Below are 22,686 nucleotides of genomic sequence, written 5' to 3' on the forward strand. Positions count from 1 at the left end.
GCGCCGCCGGCTTCACCGTAAAGGCAAGGACGTGTCCGCCCACCTCACGCGTGGGCGGTGCCGCTCGTGAGTTCGATGCCGCTGAACGAACTCGCTCGGGGTCTCGCCGCACAGGCGCTTGAAATGGCGTGCCAGATGACTCTGGTCGAAGAACCCGACATCGGTGGCCACGTGGGAGCCCGGCACCCCAGCGAGCAGGAGTCGCTGCGCAGCAGCAACGCGCACGCTGCACAGATAGCGATGGGGCGCCTCGCCGAATCGCTGTCGAAATGCCGTGGCGAAACGCGACACCGACAGCGCACACATCTCGGCCAACTGCGGTACGGAGAGCGCTTCATTGAAATGAGATTCCATGAACGCGCGTGCGTCGTCGAGCGTGCCGGTCGGCGCGGGTTTGCGATACGCCACAGCCCTTGAGGCCGACGAGCATGAAGTTGAGGTCGCGTTCATGACGAGGTTACCGTGGGGGTGGGCGGGCCGCCTTGCGCCATGGTCGGCGCCGATGCCGGCGTACTTGGCCCGGGAGCGTCGAAGCGCTGGATCCGGAACGGTTGCAGATCAATCTCCGATCGGCCGGTGGCAATCAGTTCCGCCAGCGTCTCGCCCACGCCTGGGCCGATCTGAAAGCCGGAACCGCTGAACCCAAACGCGTAATAAAGTCCGTCGGTCGTGCCGCTTTTGCCGATGACGGGCTCGCCGTCGGGCAGATAGCTCTCGACGCCGCTCCAGACGCGAATGATGTGCAGCGGCGCAACGCCCGGCACCAGCCGTCTGAACTGCCGCAGCTGACCGAGCGTGTTCTCGGGCAATACGGCAGCGCGCGATGTTGCCGCGTCGGCCGGACCCGGCGGGCCCCCGCCCAAAATGAGATTGCCGCGGGGGATCTGCCGGAAATAGATGCTCTCTTCCTTGATCGATGTGTAGACGCCCATCGACGAGCGAAACACGTAGGGCACCGGCTCGGTGACGGCCATCTGCGGACCGCGCACCGTCAGCGGCGCGGATTCGCCGAACTGCGATGCCAACGCATTCGTCCATGCGCCTGCACAAATGGCGAGGCGTTCGGCCACAAAGGACTCGCCGGAGAAGGTCTCGACGCGAAACCCCGTCGCGGTTCGCTCGACCCGGCGTACGGACGCATTTTCCCGAATGTCGGCCCCTAGTGCGCGCGCCGCGCGCGCGAAAGCGGGGGCGGCCAGTCGCGGGTTGGCGTGCCCGTCGAGCGGCGAGATCGAGGCGGCGAGAACGTCCGGTCCGAGAAACGGGAAGCGGCGGCGCATCGCTGCACCGTGCAGCACCTCGAGGTCGAGCCCGTAGTCGCGCGCCTGCTGGGCATAGTCGTCGAAATACTCGGCATCGTGCGCGTGATAGGCCACGCGCGTATGCCCGGAGGGCAGAAACTCGACGTCGCTGCCGAGCAGTTCGCGAGAAGCTCGCCATATCCGCAACGCGCGATTGGACATGGCCAACTGTGGCAGCGCCCGGCCTTGCCTGCGTACGCCGCCGAAGTTGGTGCCGCTGGCCTGCTGCCCGGTCATGTTGCGCTCAAGAAGCACCACGGATAGCCCGTGGCGGCGCAGGAAGTAGGCGGTACTGCAGCCCATGATGCCGCCACCGATCACGATGACGTCGGCATGTGCCGTGTGCGAAGCATGCGTGCTCATGAAAGCTCCATGCTGCGGGGCGTTGCGCTCGCCGCGTTGTCTTGTGTTGCGACGGTGACGTCTGCGCACGGCGCGGGGTCGAGCGCGACCGCGAGCGGCTTGACCGGTGCCTGACCGCGCAGCCGGCCGACGTCGGCCAGTGGCACTGCCAGCGCGGCAGCCATCACCTCCGCCCCTGCGTGCGCGCAAAAACGGCCCTGGCATCGCCCCATGCCGACACGCGAGAACGCCTTCGCCCGATTGGCCTCCACGGCGCCGTCCTGCGTGCAAACGCGGCGCAATTCTCCGGCGGTGATGCCCTCGCAGCGGCAGACCACCGTCGTGTCGGGCAATTGCCGCGCATGGTGGGCCGGCCAGGGAAATGCCGCACGCAGCCCGGCCGCAAAGCGAGAGAAGCGAGCCAGTTCGGCACGCAGTCGCGCGGCGTCGTCGTGTTTCGGTTCGACGCCTGCGTCGCGCAACGCGGCCAGCGCGGCAAGCCGCCCTGCGCGCTCGGCGGCATCGGCGCCGCGCACGCGCGCGCCATCTCCCGCAAGGTAGACGCCCGGGACACTGCTGCGCCCGTCTTCGTCGATCTCGGGAAGCCACTGTCCCGCGGCGTCGTCGAAGGCGAATGCGCAACCGGCGAGATCGGCGATCTGCGTTTCGGGGCGCAGGTGAAAGCCCATCGCGACGGCATTGGCCGGCACGTCGAGCGCCGTGCCGTCGGCCAATTTCACGTGTACGCCGCGCACGCCCAGCGCGTCATCGCCGTCGATGCGTACCGGCGTGACGCCACGGTGTATCGGTACGCCTGCCCCGCGCAGCGTGCGCAGCAGGGCCGCGCCCTTGAGCAGAACGGCCGGTTTGACCAGCAATTGCGGTAATGCGCGCAGGCGCGCACGTGCGGGAGAGGTATCCAGCACGGCGGCGGGCGTCATGCCGGCCTTCACGTACTGGGCGGCGAGCAGATACAGCAGGGGTCCGGTGCCAAGCATGACCGTTCGCTCGCCGATGGCGCAACCCTGCGACTTGAGGGCGACCTGGGCACCGCCGAGACTGTAGGTGCCGGCATACTGCCAACCCGGTACCGGCATGAGCCGGTCGGTGGCGCCGGTGCATACGATCAGCGCATCGAAGCGGGCGTGGCTCGCATCGTGCGCATTGGCCAGATGGACGACGCCCTCTCGGATATTCCATACCAGCGTTTCCGGCAGATAGTCGATGTGGGGACGCAGCGCGTCGAAGCGACTGTGCAGGCGCTGAGCCCGTGCGGCTTCCGTACCATAAAGGGCAGCGTAGGTGCGGCGAAAGCCCTCCGGCTGACGGCGATAGATCTGGCCGCCGTCGCGGCGTCCTTCGTCGATCACGAGCGGCCGCACACCCGCCTCGACCAGGGCTTCGGCCGCGCGGACCCCGGCCGGCCCGGCACCGATGACGATCACGCGAGCGGCCATAGTGCCTCCTCGCCGCAGGTCGTCGCGCGCATCGGCGCGGTGTCGTCGTCACCGCGCACGAGCCGTGTGACGATGTCCATGCCGGCCCTCACGGGCGTGGTGCAGGCGCGTAACCGTTGCCCGGTGCGGGTCCAGACCCAGCAGTCCTGGCACGCGCCCATGACGCAGAAGCCGGCGCGGCGCTCGGGACCGAATTCGGCATCCCGAAGGCCGCCCTGCGTCGTCAGAATGGCGACCATGACGGTATCGCCTTCGTAGGCTTGCACGGGGCGGGCATCGACGTGCAAGGACACCGTCGCGCGCCCGGTTTCGGCAACGCGCACGAAGCGTGCTTGCGAGGGATCTCGCGAGGGGCTCATGCGCTCAGCTCCGGTTCGCGTGGCATGCGATGAGCAACCTGCAGCGCATCGAGGTCGCCGCCCGCATGGTGGCAAAGAATGGCGGCACCGTTGTCGAGCACTTTGAGCGACGGGGGCGTCACGTTGCACTTGCCGTCGATACGCACCGGGCAGCGATCGCGAAACGCGCACAATTCCGCCACGTCGGCGCTGGCTGCCAAGGGCGGGAGGGGCTTCGTGACGCACGCGCGACGCTCGTCGAGCCAGCCCTGACGCAAGTCCGGTACCGACTCGACGAGCATCCGGGTGTACGGATGCCAGGGAGGCGAGCTCAGCACTTCGCGCGCCCCCGATTCCACTCGCTGGCCGGCATACAGCACCATCACTTCGTCGCAGATCGCCCGCACCGTCGAAATATCGTGGCTGATGAAGAGATACGACAGGCCCAGTTCCCGGCGCAGTTCCGCGAGCAGATCGATGATCGCGGCGCCCACGACGGTGTCTAGCGCCGAGGTGACTTCGTCGCAAAGGATCAGCGACGGCTCGGCCGCCAGCGCGCGCGCCAGATTCACGCGCTGCTTCTGCCCGCCGGACAAGCCGCCCGGTGTGCGATCGAGCAGCGTGGCCGGTAGCCGAACCCGGTCGAGCAACGCCAACGTTCGCTGCTTCGCGGCGTTGCCGCGCAGGCCGTGGTACAGCTTGAGCGGACGCGCCAGAATGTCGGCAATGGTGTGACTCGGATTCAGCGCGGTGTCGGCGTTCTGGAAGACGATCTGGATGCGGCGATAGTGCTCGGCGTTGCGCTCGCTCAGCGAATCGGGCAGCGGCTCGCCGTCGAACCACACTTCGCCGCGCGCGCGGGGTACCAGGCCCGCGACCACGCGGGCCAACGTCGTTTTTCCGGAGCCCGATTCGCCGATCACGCCCAGCGCGCTGCCTTTGGCGATGCGAAGACTGACATCGTCGAGCACGCGCGTCGCCGGCAGGCCATGCCGGTCGCGACTGCCGTATCCCGCGTGCAGCCCGCGAATTTCGAGCAGCGGCGGGGCGGGCGTTTCGCTGCGTGCCGCGCTTGCGACCGACAGATCGTCGTGCCGGCGTGCGGCGAGCAACTCGCGGGTGTAGGCATCGTCGGGGCTGCGCAGTATTTTCGCGGTCGTACCGATCTCGCGGACCGTGCCGCCGTTGAGCACGACGATCTGATCGGCCATCTGCGCCACGACGGCGAGATCGTGCGAGACATACACCGCCGTGGTGCCCAACTCGCGAATCACCTTCTTGAACGCGGCGAGGACTTCGATCTGCGTCGTGACGTCGAGCGCGGTGGTCGGCTCATCGAACACCACCACGGCCGGATCGGTGATCAGCGCCATGGCGGCCATCAATCGCTGCAACTGCCCACCCGAGACCTGGTGCGGATACCGCTCGCCAATGGTCTGCGGTGACGGCAACGCCAGCGCCCTGAACAGCTCGACGGCCTTCACGCGCGCTTGCGCCGCCGTGGCGGTTTTATGAAGCAGGGCGGGTTCGATCACCTGATCCATGATCGTGCGTGCCGGGTTGAAGCCCGCCGAGGCGCTTTGCGCCACGTAGGCGACCGTGCGAGCGCGAAGCGCGCGCCGGCCCCGGTCGTCGAGCGAGAGCACGTCGACGTCGCCGATCCGGATCTGCCCCCCCGCGATGTCGCAGCCGTTGCGGGCATACCCCAGCAAGGACAGCGCGATGGTCGTTTTGCCGGAACCGGATTCACCGATAAGCGCGAGGACTTCGCCTCGCCGTACCGAAAAATCGACGCCGCGTACGATCTCCGTGGTGACCCCTCGGCTGCGGGCCACGACGCGCAGAGCGCGAACGTCGATCATCACGGGTGGGCACGAGGTGCCTGCTGAGGGCTGCATCGTCATTTCGGTGCTCCGGTGCCGAACGCACCGCGCCGGCGAAGATTGTCGATCAGCAGGTTCACCCCGATGGTCAGCGAGGCGATCGCCAGGGCCGGCATGAGCACGGCGGGCGAGCCTTCGGCCAGACCGCCGATGTTTTCGCGGACCAGCGAGCCCCAATCGGCGTTTGGCGGTTGCACGCCGAGGCCGAGAAACGACAGGCCGGAGAGCAGCAGCACGATGAACACGAAGCGCAGCCCGAAGTCGGCCAGCATCGGATGAATCATGTTCGGCAGTACTTCCACGCGGGCGATGTAGAGCAGCTTTTCGCCGCGAGCGCGGGCGACCTGCACGTATTCGAGCGTCATGAGATTTACCGCCAGCGAACGCGAGATGCGAAATGCGCCCGGAATATAGGCAAATGCGGTGACCAGAATCAGGAGCGTGTTGCCGGAGCCGAACGCCGCGATGACGACGAGCGCCAGCACTTTGCTCGGGATGGACACCAGCGCATCGAACACGCGCGAGAGCACCTCGTCCACCCAGCGCGGCGCGACCGCCGCACACAGGCCGAAGCAGGTGCCCGCCGTGCTGGCGAGCACGGCGGCCGCCAAGGCGATGCCGACGGTAAAGCGCGTGCCGATGAGGATCCGGCTGAGTATGTCGCGCCCGAGGTAGTCGGTGCCGAGCGGATACGCGGCGCTGTAGCTCGCGAAGACATCGGCCGACGTGAAGGCGCCGCCCGGATGCGGCGCGATCAGCGGGCCGATGCAGGCGATCACCAGCCAGAACAGCACCAGCGCTGCACCGGTCATGCCAAGCCAGGAGACGCGTTCGCGCAGACCGGCGAAGCGGCTCGATCGAGGGGCTGCAGGCGAGGTGACGGTGTCGGGCGCCGCAGGGGCGGGCAGGGCGGGCGGCAGGGCTTCCGCGGGGCTGACAGGAGGGCGAGATATCGGATTCATCGTTGACGCAGCCTCGGATTGGAGACGACCGCACACAGATCGGCGATCAACACGAGCAAGAGATAGGCCGCGCAGAACACCATGACGCAGCCTTGTACGAGCGGCAGATCGCGGTTGGTGACGGCGTCGACCAGCAAACTGGCGAGGCCCGGGTAATTGAAGATCGTCTCGACGATCACCACGCCGCCGAACAGATATGACAGGCTCAGGGCGACCACGTTGGCGATTGGGCCGATGGCATTCGGAAGCACGTGTCGCCAGACGACGCGCATGGGCGACGCCCCCTTGAGGATGGCCATCTCCACGTATGACGAACTCAACTGATCGATCACCGCGGCGCGTGTCATTCGCGCCATCTGCGCGACGATCACGCAGCACAGGGTCATGACCGGCATGGCGTAGATCCGCACCAGATCGTCGAACGAATTGACGGACGACAAATACGACAGTGCCGGCAGCCAGCGCAGCTTGACGGCGAAGATCAGCACGGCGATGGTGGCGACCAGAAATTCCGGCACGGCCACCGCCGAGAGCGTCAGGATATTGAGTACGCGATCGAGCAGCGAGCCGCGCCACATGGCGGCGGCGATGCCGATGGCCAGCGCCAGCGGCACCGAGACGAGCGTGGTCAGCCCCGCGAGTACGAGCGAGTTGGGCAGACGGCTGGCGATGAGTTGCGCGACCGGCAGATTGTTCGACATCGATTCGCCGAAGTTGCCCGCGCTCATGTGAACGAGCCACTGGAAGTAACGGGTCACCGCTGGCTGGTCCAGGCCGAGCTGGTGACGCAGCGCGGTGACGGCTTCGGGGGTCGCGGCCTGACCGAGCGCCATCTGGGCGGCATCGCCCGGCAGCAGGGCCGTGATCGTGAATACGATTGCGGACACCAGCACCAGTGTCAGCAAGGCCAGGCCGAAGCGTGCCGCGATAAGTCGTTGCACTTGGGATTTCATCGGAAACTTCTCCCGTTATACGACGCCGTTCGTGGGGAAACGACGGTGTCAGACCGATGCGCACCGTGCCTGGCGGCGCGCATCGCCCTCTTACTGCTGCAGTGCTCGGTCAATCTCAGGCGTCGAGCCAGACATGTTCCGCGAAGGCGAAGCCCATGAGACCGGCCAGCGGGATCGACCCCAATCCTTTGAGCTTGGTGGTGTGGGCGTCGAGTGACGAGAGGAACAAGGGAATGCCGATGCCGCCGTCCTGGTGAATCAGCGTCTGAATGTCGCCATAGAGCGCCTTGCGTTTCGCATCGTCGGGTTCACCACGCGCGGCCAGGAGCAACTGATCGAACTTGGGGTTCTTCCAGTTCGCTTCGTTCCACGGGGCATCCGAGCGGAAGAACTGTGTGAGCAGTACGTCGGCGCTCGGGCGAGCATTCACCGAACCGAAAGTGAGCGGGTGCTTCATCCAGTGGTTCGACCAATAGCCGTCGGCCGGTACGCGGGTGATCTGCAGATTCAGGCCGGCCTTCGGGGCGATTTGCTGAAGCATCATCGCCATTTCAACCGACCCTTCGGCGGCGGGCGTGGCGTAGACCTGAAGCGGCGCCGTGGGCAGGTTGGCCTTTTTGAAGTACCAGGCCGCCTTCTCGGGGTCGTAGGTACGTTGCGGCAGTCCGGCCATGTAGTACTTGTTGCTCGGGTCGATGGGCTGGTCGTTGCCGATCGCACCAAAGCCGCGGAATACGGTCTTCCGGATCTGTTCGCGGTCGAACAGATGCATCATGCCCCGGCGAAAATCCGTGTTGCCGGTGATGCCGCCCTCGTCGCGCATGATCAGGTCGGTGTATTGCCCCGTCTTGGTTTCGAGCACCGTGTATCCCGGTGTGGTCTTGATACGCTCGGTCGAGCGCGCACTCACGGCGTTGATCAGTTGAACGTCGCCGGAGAGCAGGGCATTGACGCGGGCGGATTCGTCGCCAATGCCGATCAGCTCGATTTCGTCGAGATAAGGCTGTCCAGACTTCCAGTACTTCTCGTTGCGCACCCCGACCGTGCGCACCCCCGGCGAGAATTCCTTCACCTTGAACGGCCCCGTACCCACGGCCGTCGTGAAATCCTTGGTGCCGTCCTTGATGATGAGGAAGTGCGAGGTGGCGAGAATCACGGGCAGGTCGGCGTTCGGGCCTTCGAGCGTGATGGTCACCTCGTTGGGTCCGGTCGCCTTCGCTTCCTTGATCTGGTCGGCCAGCGTTTTCGCCTTGGACGCGGTCGCGGGGTCCTTGTGTCGCAAGATCGAATACGTGACGTCGGCCGGCGTCAGGGGCTTGCCGTCGTGGAATTGCACGCCGCTGCGCAGTTTGATCACCCAGACCTTGGCGTCTTTGGTATCGATCGACTGAGCGAGCGCAAGCTTGGCGCCAAGCTTCGAATCCAGTTCGGTCAGCCCGTTGTAGATCATGTTGCCACGGACGTAGTCGGTGGCGAGGGCGCCCTTGGCCGGATCAAGCGTATCGGCGGCCGACGCCGATTGCGTGGCGACGCGAATCTTGCCACCGCGCTTCGGCGTCTGGGCAAAGGCCTGACCGCTCACGCTCAGCAGGCCCGTGCCGGTCAGGGTCAGCAGCCCGCTGGCGGCCATCGCGCGCAGCAGATCCCGGCGCTGGGCGCCGCGCTGACTCAGGCTCTCATCCGCTGCTGCGCTCAGGTCGACACCGTTGACCGATTTATCTGAATTCATTGCACATCTCCACTTGTGGGGTTGCCGAGGGATCAGGACTGCCAGCCTTCATCGGCGATTGCGCGCCGGGTAAATCAATAGAAAATATCTTTGATGCGGAAATACGCGCCGACGAGCGGCAGGAACCACGGTTTGCCGGTATGTCCCGGGATCGCGGGCCAGTCGAAATCACGCCAGGGGTTGGCCTCGACGCGGCCGTTCATCACATCGGCCATGATTTGCCCCATGTGGGTGGCCATCTGCGTGCCATGACCGCTGTAGCCCATGGAGTAATAGATGCCGTCGTGCTGTCCGGCGCGAGGCAGCCTGTCGGCGGTAATGTCGACCAGTCCGCCCCAGCAGTAGTCGATGCGTGCCTGGGCGAGCGGCGGGAACAGCGTGGCGAGGTTGGCTCGCAATATGCGTCCGCTGCGCTCGTCCGAAGGTTGCTCCGACGCGGTGAAGCGGGCTCGCCCGCCGAGTACGAGCCGGTGATCCGGGGTGGTGCGGAAGTAGTTGTGCATCAGGCGGCTGGTGACGTAGGCGCGGCGGTTCGGCAGAAGCTGGTCGAGCGTTGCGGCGCCAAGCGGCTCGGTCACGATGATGAACGAACCGACCGGCGCCATGCGCCGGCGATACCAACCGAATGGGCCATGACGGGACGGGCCGGTGGCGACGAGGACTTGCGTGGCGACGACTTCGCCGCGATCCGATTTGACCCGATACGTCCCGTCGCCCTGACGCGCAATCTGTGTCACCGGCGCATGCTCGTAGAGGCGAGCGCCGTGACGGACGGCGGCCGACGCCAGACCCGCCGCAAACTTGCCCATGTGCATCTGTCCGCCGTGGCGTTGCAGCAGGCCGCCGTGGAAGGCGTCCGAGGCGATTTCGGCGCCGATGCCGGCGCGGTCGATCAGTTGAACGTCGGGATCGACATCGCGCGCGATCAACTCGGCGGTCGCCGCCAGATGCGCCATATGGTGAGGTTTGGCGGCCAGCTTCAGTTTGCCGCGACGGCTGTAGTCGCAGTCGATGCTTTCCTCCCGGATCACACGTTCCACGGTATCGACGGCCGCCGCATAGGCGCGATAGCAGGCCCGCGCACGCTCGGCACCAAGTTGCGCCGTGAGCGCGACGTAGTCCTGCGCCACGCCGGTGTTGCAGTGGCCGCCGTTGCGACCTGATGCCCCCGCGCCGACCGCGCCCGCATCGAGCACGGTGACCGTTGCACCGCGCTGGCTCAGCGCCAGCGCAGCGGACAGTCCCGTGAAGCCCGCGCCGATCACCACCACGTCGGCGCGACCCTCCACCGGGCCCTCCTGGGTGCTGGTAAAGCGTGCAACGGTGTCGAGCCAGTACGATTCGAGTTTCATGTCGGGGCGAGGGTCCAAGGCCGCAGGGAAGCGCAACGCAAGCGTCGGTTACAACCCGAGCTGCACGGCAAGATCGATGATGTCCTTGACCGGCGTGTATTCGTAGAACGGCGCTTCGGGTTCGTGGCCGCGCAGCACCATGGCCTTGTGCTTGATACCGAGGTCGTGGGCCGTCATCAGGTCGTAGCGCGGGCTCGACGAGACGTGCAGAATTTCGTGCGGTTGCACGCCGAGCTTCTTGAACATGTACTCGAAGCCCTGCATGCGAGGCTTGTAAGCGCCGACCTCTTCCGCGGTGATCACGGCGTGGAAGGGGGCCCCCAGCTTCTCGATATTGCTCATGATCTGTTCGTTCGCGGCGTTCGTCAGGCCCACCAGCTTGTATTTCTTGGCCAGGCGCGAGAGGCCTTCCGGCACGTCCGGGTGCGGGCCCCAGGTCGGCACGGCCAGATAGATTTGCTCGGCCTCGTCGAGGTTGAACACCACGCCGGTGCGTTCGCAGGTGCGGCGCACCGAATCGACGACGACGTCGCGATACGGCTTCCATGCGCCGAGAACTTCATCGCGACGATAGGCGGCAAACACCTTGACGAAATTCTCGAGCGCCTCGCCCTGCAGACGGTTGCCGTAAATCTCGCGGGCCATGTCGGCCATGCGGAATTTGACCAGCGTGCCGTAGCAATCGAAGGTAATGAATTTCGGCTCGAAGTCGATCATGATCTTTATCCTCTGTGTAGGGCGAATCCCGAGGGATTCTTGGGCAAAAGGGCTTGAGTTAAAGCGGTCCGGCGTGGGTCGAGACTGGCGAAGCGGGCTTGCGGCCTGATGCGCGATCTGCGACGTCCCTGTGAAAAATTAAATCAGGTCAAAATCTCGGCTTGGCGTTGAAATATTCAAGGCAAAAATAGAATTCGATGCGTTTTGGGGGGCATGAACAGCACGAAATGCTTTGTGCTTTTCCGATGCCGTGTTAACCCGCATCAACGCTGGGCGACAAGGCGCTGCGGCAAACGCGAACGCCAGACGCTCATCCGTTCAAGTCGATGAGGACAGCTTTGCTTCGCAGATTGGCTTCGAACGCCTGACGGCCGAGATCCTTGCCCAGGCCGGAGCGCTTGAAGCCGCCCGTGGGGAGCACGAAGTCCGACGACCTGCCGTAACGGTTGACCCAGATGTTGCCCGCGTCGATGCCACGCACCATGCGCAAGGCGCACCCCAGGTTGGCCGTGTGAACGCCCGCCGCCAGTCCGTAGTCGTCGTGCTGCGCCAGTTGCAATGCTTCTTCTTCTGACGTGAACGTCTGCACCGTGAGCACGGGGCCGAACACTTCCTCGCGGACGATCTCGGCGTGCGGCGCGACGCCGGTCAGGACGGTGGGGGCATACCAAGCGCCATCCTGATCCGCGGCCGCGCGCTCGGCGCCGCAGTACACGTTGGCGCCCGCGTCGCGTGCCCGCGCGACAAGCGCGTCGATTCGCTGCGCCTGGCCTTCGCTGATGATGGGGGAGAGCGTTGTGCCCGCCGACCACGTGGCGCCCGGATGCAGTGACGCGAAGATGGCGCGCAGCTTTTCGAGCAGTGCGTCGGCGATGCCCGCTTCGACCACAAGCCTCGAGCCCGCATTGCACACTTGGCCCGCATTGCCGGTGATGCCCATGGCAACGCGTCGTGCGACCGCGTCCAGATCGGGCACATCGGCAAAGACCACTTGTGGACTCTTGCCGCCCAGTTCGAGCGTCACGGGTTTGGTCCCCGATTGCGCACAGGCCGCCATGATGGCGGCCCCGGTCCGCGTGGATCCGGTAAAAGTGACTTTCCCGACGCGTGGGTGGCGCACGAGTGCGTCGCCGGCCGTCCTGCCGTCTCCCTGCACGACGTTGAGAATATTGGCCGGGACGCCCGCCTGTATGGCAAGTTCGGCGAGACGCAGTACCGAGAACGGTGTCATCTCCGACGGCTTGAGCACGACCGCATTGCCTGCGGCGAGTGCTGGGGCGATCTTCCAGGCGGCCATGACAAGCGGGAAGTTCCACGGCGCAATGGCCGCCACGACGCCGATCGGCTCGGTGATCGTCATGCCGAGGTGCGACGGGTCGGTGGCCGCCAGCTCGCCCCCATGTTTGTCGGCGTGCTCCGCGTAAAAGCGTAGGCACTCGGCGGTGTAGGGCACGTCCCAGGCCGCCGCTTCGCGGACCGGGCGCGTAGAGCCGATGGCCTCCAGCGGCGCGAGTGTGCGCACGTCGGACTCGACGAGATCGGCGAGGCGACGCAGCACGCGCGCGCGCTCGCGCGGTGCGCAGGTGGCCCAACCGCTGTGGCGAAAGGCGTGCCACGCGCTGTCTGCCGCGCGGGCTACCGTGTCGGGTGAGGCTAGCGAGAGGTCGGCGTAGGGGCGACCGCTCGACGGGCAGATGACGTCCAGTGTGGTGCCGCCGGCTTCTACTAACTTGCCGTCGATGAAATGACCGGTGGGAATACCCACCTGCGCGGGATCGAAACTGTCCATGATGATTCTCCGGAGCCGTTACGGCGCACGCGCCGGGGCGGGCAATCGACAAAGGGGAGGGGCACGGGTAATCGTGGCCGCCTGAGCATGGCGACGCTCTTCATGGTAGGGGCAGCGGGCCGGCAGATTGCATCGAAACAATGACGTGGACCGCACGCGGCATGTTTTTTTGCGCGCGATGGCGGCATGAATGCGCCGTTTGTCCCGCGGCCTTCGATCGTGCGGGCGAACAACAGAATCGTCCTATGCAGCGTCTGCTCAGGTCGCCATAGTGCAGTCGTGGTGGGCGTGGCCCACTGTTTCGCATCCGGCAATGCCCCAAGGAGGCTCGGCGTGTCCGAATTCCATGCATCTTCCCAACTCGTCTACCGGCCATTTACCGACACGGATGTGGCGGCTGGCTATCGTCTGTCCAGCGCCGTGCGCTGGCCGCACAAACCCGATGACTGGCGATTTCTGGCGCGCCAGGGACAAGGCTTCGTCGCCCTGGATGGCGACGATGTCGTGGGTACCGCACTGTATTGGCAGCACGGTGAGGCCGGCGGCTCGCTCGGTATGGTGATCGTTTCGCCGGAACAGCAAGGACGCGGCATCGGGCGCGCGTTGATGGAGCGCATGCTTGATCAACTGGGAACCCGCCTGACGCTGTTGCATGCCACCCCGGCCGGACAACCGCTATATGAAAAGCTCGGGTTCAAAGCGGTGGGCAGCATCGACCAGCACCAGGGAACGGCGCGTCGCCCGCCGCTCATGGAGCTGCCGCCAGGCGAACGTTTGCGGCCGTTGAGTACCAACGATCCCGACCGGCTCGTCACCCTCGCCAGCCGCGCGAGCGGATTCGACAGGGGGCGCATTCTGCCCGCGCTTCTCGATGTCGCCGACGGCATTGCCATCGAACGCGACGGCGAGCTGCTCGGCTTCTCGTTGTTCAGGCGATTCGGCCGCGGCTTTGCGATCGGCCCGGTGGTCGTCGTCAGCGGCTCGGACGCCGAGTCACTCACCCGTGCGCGTGCCGAGGCCATGATCGCCCACTGGCTGACGCTGCATGAAGGCCGTTTTGTGCGCATCGACACGCCCTCGGACAGCGGGCTGACCGAGTGGCTCGAGGTGCTTGGACTCGAGCGCGTCGACACGGTCGTGAAGATGGCCCGTAACGGCACGCCGGTCGTCGACGACGAGGTTCGGCAATTCGCCATCATCAATCAAGCCATCGGCTGACGCGGGAGCGCAGATGTCGTTTCTTTACAAGGCCGATCCGGCACGCGGCGCGGTGTGGGCGCAGTTGTTCGCCCAGCGGGCGCCGGAGACGGCGTTCCGACTGTGGCCCGATGTTGGCGACGCGCGCGAGGTGCGTTACCTCGCTGCCTGGAAGCCGCCGGAAGATATCGACACGCTGCTGCCGAACCTGGAAGTCGTATTCTCGACGGGGGCGGGCATCGACCAGTTCGACCTGTCGCGGGTGCCGGATCATATTCCGGTCGTTCGCATGGTCGAGCCCGGCATCGTCGAAGGCATGGTCGAGTACGTGACGCAGGCGGTCCTTTCGATTCACCGCGACATCTTTGCCTATGCGCGGCAGCAAGCCACGCGTGAGTGGACGGAACTGAGCGTGGTGCCTGCAAGCGAGCGCCGTGTGGGGGTGTTGGGTCTCGGCATGCTCGGGCAGGCAGTGCTGTCGCGCCTGCATGCTTTCGGGTTCGACTGCGCGGGGTGGAGCCGAACGCCGCGGCAGGTGGATGGGGTCGGTTGCTACGCGGGATACGAGTCGCTCGGTGCCTTCCTTGCCCGCACCGACATCCTTGTCTGCCTGCTGCCACTGACGTCGGCGACCCGTGGCATTCTCGACAAGCGCTTGCTGAGCGGATTGCCGCGCGGCGCTTGGCTGATCAATGTCGGACGTGGTCCTCATCTCAATCAATACGCGCTCATGGAGTTGCTTGACAGCGGGCATCTGTCGGGCGCGATTCTCGATGTCACCGACCCAGAACCGCTGCCGCCGTCGCATCCGCTGTGGGCGCATCCGAAGGTGCGCATCACCCCGCATATCGCCAGCGCCACGCGACCGGAGACTGCGGTGGAAGTGGTACTGGAAAACCTGCGCAGGCATCGCGCCGGCTTACCGATGATCGGGCAGATCGATCGCACACACGGGTACTGAGCGCGCCGGGGTGCCCACACCGGCAGCACAAAATGCTGCGCGCGTCGCAATTTCGCGGCGCGCGTTTTTTTTACGGCTTAATTTGGCGACGCATCTGCGCTGCCGGCTCTTTAGTATGGACACAGGTTCATCCCCCGTCCCATCCGACACGCCGAGAGATCCCATGTCCAAGCAATCACTCCTCGATGCCGACCGCCGGCATCTCATCCATCCCGTCGTCAGCTTTCGCGCCCACGAGCAGCAAGGGGCGACGTTGCTCGAATCCGGGCACGGTGTTTATCTGCGCGACATCGACGGCAACGAGTTGCTCGATGCCTTTGCCGGGTTGTGGTGCGTCAACGTGGGGTATGGACAGCAGAGTGTGGTCGACGCTGCCTCGGCCCAGATGGCGAAACTGGCGTATGCCACGGGCTACTTTCACTTCGGCAGCGCACCGGCCGCGCAACTCGCCGAGAAGCTGGTGTCGATCGCGCCGCGCTCGCTGCAGCATGTGTATTTTTCACTCGGTGGTTCAGATGCCGTGGACGCAGCGCTGCGCTTCATCACGCACTATTGCAATGTGACGGGCCGCCCGGAGAAGAAGCATTTCATCTCGCTTGAACGCGGCTACCACGGTTCGTCGTCGATCGGCGCGGGCCTGACGGCGATCGCGTCGTTTCATCGCGGCTTCGACGTGCCGTTGCCAACACAACACTACCTTCCGTCACCCTATGCGTATCGCGACCCGCTCGGGCGCGACGGGCAGGCCCTCATCGCGGCAAGTGTGGCCGCGCTCGAAGCCAAGGTGGCCGAACTGGGCGGCAGCGACCACGTTGCTGCATTCTTCTGTGAGCCGATACAGGGTTCCGGCGGTGTGATCGTGCCCCCCGTGGGCTGGCTCAAGGCGATGCGCGATGCCTGCCGCCGCCTGGATATCCTGTTCGTCGCCGACGAAGTCATCACTGGCTTCGGTCGTACCGGGCCGATGTTTGCATGCGAGGCGGAGCACGTCGAGCCCGACATGATGACGATCGCGAAGGGGTTGACCGCGGGCTACGCGCCGATGGGCGCAGTCCTCATGAGCGACGCCATCTATCAGGCAATCGCCGACGGCGAGCAGGGGCAGGTGGTGGGGCACGGCCAGACCTATTCCGCGCATCCCGTGAGTGCCGCCGTGGCGCTCGAGGTGATTCGCCTGTACGAAGACGGTCTGATCGCCAATGGCCAGGCCGTGGCCCACGCATTCGGGGCCGGGCTGGATTCGCTGCTCGATCATCCGCTGGTCGGCGACTCGCGGCATCGCGGATTGCTGGGTGCCCTGGAACTCGTTGCGGACAAGACAAGCAAGGCGCGTTTCGATCCGTCGCTGCGACTGGCCGACAAGATTTCGGCCGCGGCGTATCGGAACGGCGTGATCTTCCGAGCGTTCGCCGACAACATTCTGGGATTTGCGCCGGCGCTTTGTTTCACCGAACAGGATGTAGCACTCATGGTCGAGCGGGTGAGGGCGACGCTCGACGAAGTGCTGGCGGACGATGCGGTCAGTGCCGCTCGGCGCGCCGCGCTAGGTGCCCGGAAAGCCGCGTAAACAGGAGATTGACGTGATAGGCGATACGGTTAGGGTCAAGCCTGTGCGGCCAATCCGCTGTGTTAAGATCGTTCACGATTCACGATTGACCGCGCCCTTGTTGGCGCTTCGAAATTACGATGGGCACGGACAGCAAACTCGACCGCATCGATCTGCGCATTCTTTGCCAACTGCAAAAGCGCGGGCGTATCACGAACGTGGAACTCGCCGACGCCGTGGGCTTGTCGCCCAGCCCCTGCCTGATTCGCGTCAAGCGCCTGGAGAAGGCGGGTTATATCGTCGGCTACGGCGCACGGATTCAACTCGAAAAGCTCGGCGACATTCAGATCGTGTTTACCGAGGTCACGCTCGCCGACCATCGACGGGAGGATTTCATCCGCTTTGTCGATGCCATCCGAGACGTCGACGAGATCGTCGAATGCCATCTCGCCAGTGGTGGCTACGACTACCTGCTCAAGTTCGTCACACGCAGCGTGAGTCACTATCAAAGCATCATCGAGGGGCTGCTCGAACGCGATATCGGCATCGAGAAGTATTTCAGCTTCGTGATCATCAAGTCACCCTTCGTCAAGACGCACTACCCGCTCGAAACCCTATTCCCGCCGCAAGGCTGACATCGTCGTCGGCTTGCGCAATCGTCTGCCCCCCGATGGCGGGGCGGTTGACGTGCGACCCTATCCCGCAAGTCGGAGAACCCCATCATGACGCTTGACCTCACGCGTGGCGATTTGCTGCGCACACAACAATGGATCGCTGGACATTGGCGGGGCGCCGCCACGGCGCAGCGCTTCACGGTCGTCGACCCGGCGACGGGCGATACCGTTGCGATGGTGTCGGATGCGCAACCGGCCGATGCGCGAGATGCGGTCGACGCCGCCGAACGCGCGCTGCCGGCGTGGCGAGCGACGTTACCCGCCGAGCGCGCCGCATTCCTGCGGCGCTGGCATGCGGCGATCGTGGCGCATCGCGACGATCTTGCTCGCCTCATTTCGCGGGAGCAGGGCAAGCCGCTGGCCGAGGCACTTGGGGAGGTCAACTACGGCGCGTCGTATGTCGCGTGGTTTGCCGACGAAGCGACGCGAGTGTACGGCGATCTACTCCCGACCCAGACGCGCGGCAAGCGCATGAGCGCCGTGAAAGAACCGATCGGGATTGTCGCGGCCGTCACACCGTGGAATTTTCCGCTCGCGATGATTGCGAGAAAGATCGCCCCGGCGCTCGCCGTCGGTTGCACCGTGGTTGCCAAACCCGCCGAGGACACACCGCTTACTGCGCTGGCACTGGCCTATCTCGCGCACGAGGCGGGTCTGCCGGCCGGCGTACTCAATATGATTGTCGCGTCGCGAGAGCAGGGGGTCGATGCCGTGGCGCAGTGGCTCGCCGATCCGCGTGTGCGCAAGGTGACGTTCACGGGATCGACACCGGTCGGCAAGCATTTGGCGCGTGAGTCGGCGGCCACGCTCAAGAAGCTGTCGCTGGAGCTGGGAGGCAATGCGCCGTTCATTGTTTTCGACGATGCGGATCTGCCGGCGGCCGTCGCCGGGCTGATGGCGGCCAAGTTCCGCAATGGCGGTCAGACGTGCGTGAGCCCGAATCGGATCTATGTCCAGGCGGGCGTCTATGACCGCTTTGCCGGGTTGCTGACCGAGGCCGTGGCCTCGCTCAGGGTGGCGCCCGCGACGGATGCCCTCGCGCAGATCGGCCCGATGATCAATGCGCGAGCGGTCGAGAAGATTGCGCGTCACGTGGACGACGCGCTCGCTCAGGGGGCGCGCGTGATGACCGGCGGGCAACGCCTTGCGGCCCTGGGGCCGAACTACTATGCGCCCACCGTGTTGTGCGACGCCCATGAAGCCATGGCGCTGTCATGCGAGGAAACCTTCGGGCCGGTGGCGGCGCTGTTCCGGTTCGAGACGGAAGGCGAGGGCATTGCGCGCGCCAACGATACGCCTTTCGGCCTCGCGGCTTACTTTTACAGCGAGAATCTGCGGCGCATCGAGCGGGTGGCGAGCGCGCTCGAAGCCGGTATTGTCGGTATCAACGAGGGCGCGCTCGCGAGCGAGGCGGCGCCATTCGGCGGTATCAAGGAATCGGGATACGGTCGGGAAGGATCGAAGTACGGGTTGGACGACTATCTCGCCATCAAGTATCTCTGTCAGGGCAATCTGGGCTGACGGGATTTGCCTGCACGAAGACTTTCGGTGCCGTCCCCGAGTCCCGGGCGGCAACCGCGCTCACCCAATGAACCTCGCTGGAAGACAAAATGCCCGAACTGCAACGCGCCATGGCGCCGTGTGATCGCCCCCGATCGTTTTTGGACCTCAAGGCCTTTGCGTCGGATGAGCGCCAGGGCACTGCCCCGGCGACGTCGGCAAGCGACGACCGCTTTCTGGCAAGCCGCCGTCTGGCGGATCTACTGCCGGGGCCTGTGACGGTCGGCGTCATTGCCCTCGACGCGGCGAACGGGGCGGTGTCGTCTCACCCGGCGGACGAATTCGTCATCGTCTGCGAAGGCGCGATCATGTTCCAGCAGGGGGCGCACGCATTCACGCTCGGCCCGGGGGGCAGCGCGGTGCTCCCTCAGGGCTCGGCATTCATGTGGTCGACGCAGGGCTCCACATCGATCGTCTTCATGCGCTGCGAGGGCGGGAATGTTGCCGAGCGCAGTCTCGTGCAGATTGATCCGAGCCCGTCGTTGGCGCCCTCGGGGCGCCTGCCGCTGAACTGCTTCTGACGCCGGCGCCCGTGTGCCGCAATTTCACGGACTTTCGCTCATCGGATGCGACATTCACGTGCGGCACGTGGGATTCGACGCCTTATCATCGCATCGCGATGCGTTACGCCCACTACGAACTCATGCATCTGCTCGAGGGCAGCGTGACCTTCGTGGACGAAACCGGACGCAGCGGCACGTTCTCGTGCGGCGACATCTTTCTCGTCGAACAGAACGCGCAGTGCAGTTGGGAAAGTCGGGGCAACGTGGCAAAGGTGTACGCGATCTACCGCCCCACCTGACGCCGCCTGCCGCCGGTGACGTCACGACGTTGACACGCCGCGCGTAATCGCGGCAAGGGGGCGGCAGACCCGATCGGCGTGGCGTCTCCCTTATAACCCTTCGGCGGCCCATAGCCATACTTTCTGAATAGCCGCGCGAGATACGACGGTGACTCCAGGCCAACGGCCGCAGCGGCCGCGAGCACCGTCATACCAGGCGAGTTCAGAAGCGTTGCTGCGATTTGCACGCGTCGCCGGGATTGATAGTCGACGACGGACTCGCCGGTGGCCTCGCGAAAGACTCGCGTCAGGGAACGCTGCGATAGCCCGAATTCGTAGGCGATACGCTCCAGGGAGATGGGCTGATCAAGCGTTTCATCGAGAAATGCGCAGATGTCGCGCACGATTTCGGCACGTGCATCGGCGCGGTTTGATGGCAACGCGGCGGCCATCAAGCCGGCTTGCACACAGCTCGCGGCCAACGTGCGGGCGGCAAGCTCCGCGCGGAATTCCGCAAGCTCACTCGTCGGGTCCTCGCTTGAGCGCGCCGTTCCCGTGGCGACGCGTGCTGCGTCGAGCAACAGCAGTGGCGCCGACCATATCGAGATGCGCGCACACGATAGCTTGCGTCGCGCCTTGCGTTCGCAAAAGACCACGAAATCGCTGGCGACGTACACCGCCACATGCGCCTGATCGGGGCGATAGCCTCGCGTGTCGTGCAGGCGTTGAGGCGGCACGACGACGAACGATTTCGGCGCAACGCGTACCGGCGCGACATTCGATTCGACGTTGAGGACGAGTTGTCCCGTCCTGGGGAGAAGGAACATGAACTCGTCGTCGTGCCGATGCGGACGCGTGCGGTATTCGCCGACCGAGACATGCCGGACATCGGCGACGCGGTCGCCTTCGAGATGACGAGGGGCAGTCGGATAGGGTTTCACCAGGCGCTTCCTTTGCGTGACGGGACACACTCGCAGCCCGTGCAGACGGCCGTGAACGCAACGCAGTGGATGGCGTGGGGCAGTCGACGCTCAGTATAACGCTTGACGAAGCGCGATGAGAGGCGCGGGAGAGGCGCGACGGCATCAGGTTGCCGGGTGACGGAAAACGGCAACGGCTGCCGCATCCCTGCGAGGCGACCGTCGAATCTTGGGGGCGAAAATACGGGTGCCGCCCGCCTTTGGCCGGATAGGGCGTGCCGAGTGGCCCGATCGGGCGCGACGTTTTTTTGGGGCTTCGGCATGCTTGCGCTACTTGACTCCCGGAACGCCCCGATGACCTTGGAAGACACGATCCCCCCAACCGATTTCCCCTTGCGCCGCCACGATGCGCCGGATTTGCGTTTCGTCAGCGTGTTTTCCGCAGGTGCGGGCGGCGGTAACCCTGCGCCTGTCGTGTTCGACGCAGACGCCTTGTCATCCGATGAGATGATGGCCATCGCATCGCGCTATGGCCACGAAAGCGCCTTCGTCTGCAAAAGCCGCGACCCGCGCCACACCGTTCGGCTCCGCTTTTTCGTGCCGGCGCACGAAATGGAGATGTGCGGCCATGCGACGCTCGGCGCGATGTGGTTGTTGCGCCAAGCCGGCCGGTGGACGACCCCCGATGCCACCGTCGAGACGCTAAGCGGCCTCGTTGACGTACGTTACGACGAGACGTCGCGACGTCTCGATGTCGGCCAGCCGCGTGGCATTGTCGAGCCCATTGGCGATCGGTCACTCGTGGACGCCGTATGTCGGGTGCTGAGACTCGATCCGGACGATCTTGCGCCCTTTGGCATCGTCAACGCTCGAACGAGTCGCACGAAAACGCTGATTCCGGTCCGATCTGTGCAGGTGCTCAATGCGTTGTCGCCCGCCCTGGAAGACGTGCGCACCTTGTGCGACGCACTGGACTCGACGGGGCTGTATCCGTTCGCGCTCGAGCGAGCACGGCCTCTGACGCTGCATGCGCGCCAGTTTCCACGGTTGTCGGGTTATCCGGAAGACGCGGCCACCGGTATCGCTGCCGCGGCAACGCTGTACGGCGCGATTCACTATGGTTTGCTGAACGAAGGCGAATCGTCGATGCAGGTCTATCAGGGCTTCGCGATGGGGCGTCCGTCGTGTATCCGCGTGGCATTACGTGATGCCGATCATATCGAGGCGGGGTGCTGGATCAGTGGCGCAGTGGAGTTTGCCATGCTGGAGCCGACGACATGAAGACCTTCAGCAATGCACAAGTGGCCAGTGTTCTCGACGTTGCGTCGGTGGCCGAGGCGATTCGCGCAGCCTATCTCGACATGGCGAGAAATGCCGCAGCGGTGCAGCCGCGTGTGCGAATCGGCCTTGATGACGTCAAGTTCAGTGCGATGAGCGCAATGCTCGGCTCGCAGCGCATCGCGGCGAGCAAGCTCTATACGACGATTGATGGTCGTTTTCGATTTTACGTCGCGCTGCTCTCGCTCGACGACGGCGCGCTGATCGCGCTGCTCGAAGGCGATGCGATCACGGGGTTCCGCACGTCCGCGACGACGCTACTCGCGGCGAACCATCTGGCGCGTCCCGACAGTCACACGCTGGGGATTTTCGGAAGCGGCATTCAGGCGAGGGCGCACGCGTTGGCGTTTGCGAGCCGTCCTAACCTGCGCAACGTCCGAATCCATAGTCACGACGTATCCAGCGCCCAGGCGCTTGCCTCCGACATTGAACGTGACCACGGCCTGGCGGCGGAGGTTACCGACGCTAGGTCAGCGGCCTCGTCCGATCTCGTCGTGCTTGCGACGCGCGCGTCGGCGCCGGTCATCCGTGGCGCGTGGCTGCATGAGGGCGCTTTCGTGGCGAGCATCGGTGCGACGCGCCCGGATCAACGCGAAATGGACGATGCATCGTTACAACGCGCATCACGCATCGTTGTCGACTGGACGGGGCAAACGCCGCACGAAACCGGAGACCTATGTCTGCCCGCGCAGACATGGCTCGCATCGTCGGCGCTCATTGATCTCTCAACGGTGATTTCCGCGGACGAGCACCGTAGTGCGGACGCTACCGACATCGTGATCTATAAAGCCGTCGGCATCGCGTTGCAGGATGCCGCCGTCGCCTATCTTGCCTACTCGCGCCTCACCGCGTAATGCACCATTCGCCGGCAATGCCGGCTGAAGTC

Annotated in this window: 21 protein-coding genes; 9 read left to right on the forward strand and 12 right to left on the reverse strand. The window is 65.1% G+C overall.

All coding sequences use genetic code 11. The features are described from left to right. Positions 1 to 12: 12 nt before the first annotated feature. From DRB87_RS06440 to DRB87_RS06490, 11 genes are all read right to left on the reverse strand, one after another. Positions 13 to 354, reverse strand: a complete 342-nt coding sequence (locus tag DRB87_RS06440) for a helix-turn-helix domain-containing protein (RefSeq protein ID WP_240756283.1) — start codon at positions 352 to 354, stop codon at positions 13 to 15. Between the two features lie 92 nt (positions 355 to 446). After that, positions 447 to 1,664, reverse strand: coding sequence for an FAD-binding oxidoreductase (locus tag DRB87_RS06445; RefSeq protein ID WP_130025290.1), 1,218 nt, complete (start codon positions 1,662 to 1,664; stop codon positions 447 to 449). Beyond that, on the reverse strand, positions 1,661 to 3,100 hold the full coding sequence (locus DRB87_RS06450) for an NAD(P)/FAD-dependent oxidoreductase (RefSeq protein ID WP_130025291.1): 1,440 nt from the start codon (positions 3,098 to 3,100) through the stop codon (positions 1,661 to 1,663). The genes DRB87_RS06445 and DRB87_RS06450 overlap by 4 nt, the downstream gene beginning before the upstream one ends. Next, positions 3,085 to 3,459, reverse strand: a complete 375-nt coding sequence (locus tag DRB87_RS06455) for a (2Fe-2S)-binding protein (protein WP_130025292.1) — start codon at positions 3,457 to 3,459, stop codon at positions 3,085 to 3,087. The genes DRB87_RS06450 and DRB87_RS06455 overlap by 16 nt, the downstream gene beginning before the upstream one ends. After that, positions 3,456 to 5,342, reverse strand: a complete 1,887-nt coding sequence (locus DRB87_RS06460; protein WP_240756208.1) for an ABC transporter ATP-binding protein — start codon at positions 5,340 to 5,342, stop codon at positions 3,456 to 3,458. The genes DRB87_RS06455 and DRB87_RS06460 overlap by 4 nt, the downstream gene beginning before the upstream one ends. Further along, entirely contained in the window at positions 5,339 to 6,283 is a 945-nt protein-coding gene (locus tag DRB87_RS06465; protein WP_130025294.1) for an ABC transporter permease, read from the reverse strand. The genes DRB87_RS06460 and DRB87_RS06465 overlap by 4 nt, the downstream gene beginning before the upstream one ends. Further along, complete coding sequence (locus DRB87_RS06470) at positions 6,280 to 7,236, reverse strand: ABC transporter permease (protein WP_130025295.1); 957 nt, start codon at positions 7,234 to 7,236, stop codon at positions 6,280 to 6,282. Before DRB87_RS06470 ends, DRB87_RS06465 begins: the two co-directional genes overlap by 4 nt. Positions 7,237 to 7,351: 115 nt before the next feature. Continuing rightward, the gene (locus DRB87_RS06475) at positions 7,352 to 8,965 is read right to left on the reverse strand and encodes an ABC transporter substrate-binding protein (protein ID WP_130025296.1); all 1,614 of its coding nucleotides are present in this window, start codon (positions 8,963 to 8,965) and stop codon (positions 7,352 to 7,354) included. A 74-nt stretch (positions 8,966 to 9,039) separates the two neighbouring features. Next, the gene (locus DRB87_RS06480) at positions 9,040 to 10,317 is read right to left on the reverse strand and encodes an FAD-binding oxidoreductase (protein WP_130025297.1); all 1,278 of its coding nucleotides are present in this window, start codon (positions 10,315 to 10,317) and stop codon (positions 9,040 to 9,042) included. Positions 10,318 to 10,365: 48 nt separating this feature from the next. Further along, on the reverse strand, positions 10,366 to 11,034 hold the full coding sequence (locus DRB87_RS06485) for a haloacid dehalogenase type II (RefSeq protein ID WP_130025298.1): 669 nt from the start codon (positions 11,032 to 11,034) through the stop codon (positions 10,366 to 10,368). 310 nt (positions 11,035 to 11,344) lie between these two features. Beyond that, the gene (locus DRB87_RS06490) at positions 11,345 to 12,823 is read right to left on the reverse strand and encodes an aldehyde dehydrogenase (RefSeq protein ID WP_130025299.1); all 1,479 of its coding nucleotides are present in this window, start codon (positions 12,821 to 12,823) and stop codon (positions 11,345 to 11,347) included. Between the two features lie 333 nt (positions 12,824 to 13,156). Between DRB87_RS06490 and DRB87_RS06495 the strand changes: the two genes are divergently transcribed. The 7 genes from DRB87_RS06495 (at position 13,157) to DRB87_RS23450 (ending at position 19,563) form a co-directional block, all read left to right on the forward strand. Beyond that, positions 13,157 to 14,041: a GNAT family N-acetyltransferase gene (locus DRB87_RS06495; RefSeq protein ID WP_130025300.1), complete on the forward strand. Its 885-nt coding sequence runs from the start codon at positions 13,157 to 13,159 to the stop codon at positions 14,039 to 14,041. Positions 14,042 to 14,054: 13 nt separating this feature from the next. Then, positions 14,055 to 14,981, forward strand: a complete 927-nt coding sequence (locus DRB87_RS06500; RefSeq protein WP_130025301.1) for a glyoxylate/hydroxypyruvate reductase A — start codon at positions 14,055 to 14,057, stop codon at positions 14,979 to 14,981. A gap of 163 nt (positions 14,982 to 15,144) precedes the next feature. Next, positions 15,145 to 16,548 carry an aminotransferase class III-fold pyridoxal phosphate-dependent enzyme gene (locus DRB87_RS06505; protein ID WP_130025302.1) on the forward strand — a complete coding sequence of 468 codons (1,404 nt, stop codon included), beginning with the start codon at positions 15,145 to 15,147 and terminating at the stop codon, positions 16,546 to 16,548. Positions 16,549 to 16,667: 119 nt separating this feature from the next. Then, positions 16,668 to 17,162 (forward strand): Lrp/AsnC family transcriptional regulator, encoded by a 495-nt coding sequence (locus DRB87_RS06510; RefSeq protein ID WP_130025303.1) that lies wholly within the window; start codon positions 16,668 to 16,670, stop codon positions 17,160 to 17,162. Between the two features lie 87 nt (positions 17,163 to 17,249). Further along, positions 17,250 to 18,722, forward strand: coding sequence for an NAD-dependent succinate-semialdehyde dehydrogenase (locus tag DRB87_RS06515; protein ID WP_130025304.1), 1,473 nt, complete (start codon positions 17,250 to 17,252; stop codon positions 18,720 to 18,722). A gap of 89 nt (positions 18,723 to 18,811) precedes the next feature. Next, positions 18,812 to 19,282, forward strand: coding sequence for a hypothetical protein (locus DRB87_RS23445; protein ID WP_240756209.1), 471 nt, complete (start codon positions 18,812 to 18,814; stop codon positions 19,280 to 19,282). Positions 19,283 to 19,380: 98 nt separating this feature from the next. After that, positions 19,381 to 19,563 carry a cupin domain-containing protein gene (locus DRB87_RS23450; RefSeq protein ID WP_240756210.1) on the forward strand — a complete coding sequence of 61 codons (183 nt, stop codon included), beginning with the start codon at positions 19,381 to 19,383 and terminating at the stop codon, positions 19,561 to 19,563. Here the strand turns inward: DRB87_RS23450 and DRB87_RS06525 are convergent. Beyond that, entirely contained in the window at positions 19,548 to 20,483 is a 936-nt protein-coding gene (locus tag DRB87_RS06525; RefSeq protein ID WP_130025305.1) for an AraC family transcriptional regulator, read from the reverse strand. The genes DRB87_RS23450 and DRB87_RS06525 overlap by 16 nt on opposite strands. A 333-nt stretch (positions 20,484 to 20,816) precedes the next feature. Here DRB87_RS06525 and DRB87_RS06530 point away from each other — a divergent pair, with 333 nt between their 5' ends. Together DRB87_RS06530 and DRB87_RS06535 are read left to right on the forward strand one after the other, a co-directional pair. Then, positions 20,817 to 21,743 (forward strand): PhzF family phenazine biosynthesis protein, encoded by a 927-nt coding sequence (locus tag DRB87_RS06530; protein ID WP_130025306.1) that lies wholly within the window; start codon positions 20,817 to 20,819, stop codon positions 21,741 to 21,743. Beyond that, positions 21,740 to 22,654: an ornithine cyclodeaminase family protein gene (locus tag DRB87_RS06535; RefSeq protein ID WP_130025307.1), complete on the forward strand. Its 915-nt coding sequence runs from the start codon at positions 21,740 to 21,742 to the stop codon at positions 22,652 to 22,654. Before DRB87_RS06530 ends, DRB87_RS06535 begins: the two co-directional genes overlap by 4 nt. Positions 22,655 to 22,686: the final 32 nt, after the last annotated feature.

Origin of the sequence: Pandoraea sp. XY-2 (assembly GCF_004193915.1) — a bacterium.
In the GTDB taxonomy this organism is placed as follows: domain Bacteria; phylum Pseudomonadota; class Gammaproteobacteria; order Burkholderiales; family Burkholderiaceae; genus Pandoraea; species Pandoraea cepalis.